General features: G+C 52.1%; 1 pseudogene. It reads right to left on the bottom strand.

Annotated elements, in window-relative coordinates:
• Nucleotides 1-1,325: pseudogene (locus W293_RS0102950) on the bottom strand (hypothetical protein); the annotation flags it as partial.

The following is a 1,325-nucleotide window of genomic DNA, read 5'->3' as shown; positions in this document are numbered from 1 at the left end:
GTATTAGTGGCATGCAACTGACTGCCATTCACCGCATCCGTGCTGCTTGCATTCACCGCTCCACCAGCGACGTGTTTGATCTGACGCTCAGCGCCGGCTGAACCAACTGAGACCTGATCACCAACTCGCATCGCAGGACCTGCAATGGTATGTGTGACCCCGCCAACGGTCATGGTCGACTCAGTGGTTGCATTTGTGGCAGTCGTTGACCCTGCACCTAAAGCAACCGAACCATCTAAGCTTGCTGACGATCCCATGCCAAAGGCTGAGGACGCAACACCCGCTGAGGAAGACTGTACGCCAATAGCCGTAGACAAAGCACCTTTAGAAAGCGCTTTTGAGCCAATCGCTATAGAAGCAGCACCACCAGCTTCGGTATTTCTAACGTAATATCCCGCTTCAACAAGGTCACGACCCGTATAAGCTTTGAATGCGGTATTGACATCACCTCCATTGATTGCAGATGCTGAGGTGCCATCAATATTGGCTTGAGAGGCGGCATTTAGATCGTCACCACCAATGGCAATAGAAGATCCGCCTTTGGTCACAACGTTTGCACCAATGGCGATAGATTGCTCACCCATTGCGGTGGTGTGTTGACCACTGCCGCCGCTACCAATGGCAATGCCTTGACTGCCAGTCGCACTGGCGTTTCGACCCATTGCCATCGCGTTTTCACCCGTGGCACCTAGGTTGTCATCGTTGCTACCACCCGTTGATTTCACGCTATAGTATTTGGTTTTATTAGCGGCAACGGTAGTATTAGTGGCATGCAACTGACTGCCATTCACCGCATCCGTGCTGCTTGCATTCACCGCTCCACCAGCGACGTGTTTGATCTGACGCTCAGCGCCGGCTGAACCAACTGAGACCTGATCACCAACTCGCATCGCAGGACCTGCAATGGTATGTGTGACCCCGCCAACGGTCATGGTCGACTCAGTGGTTGCATTTGTGGCAGTCGTTGACCCTGCACCTAAAGCAACCGAACCATCTAAGCTTGCTGACGATCCCATGCCAAAGGCTGAGGACGCAACACCCGCTGAGGAAGACTGTACGCCAATAGCCGTAGACAAAGCACCTTTAGAAAGCGCTTTTGAGCCAATCGCTATAGAAGCAGCACCACCAGCTTCGGTATTTCTAACGTAATATCCCGCTTCAACAAGGTCACGACCCGTATAAGCTTTGAATGCGGTATTGACATCACCTCCATTGATTGCAGATGCTGAGGTGCCATCAATATTGGCTTGAGAGGCGGCATTTAGATCGTCACCACCAATGGCAATAGAAGATCCGCCTTTGGTCACAACGTTTGCACCAATGGC

It is taken from the genome of Psychrobacter sp. TB67 (genome assembly GCF_000511065.1).
GTDB lineage: Bacteria > Pseudomonadota > Gammaproteobacteria > Pseudomonadales > Moraxellaceae > Psychrobacter > Psychrobacter okhotskensis.
The sequence above is the reverse complement of the archived record's forward strand: the minus strand, read 5'-3'. Positions and strand labels throughout refer to the sequence as shown.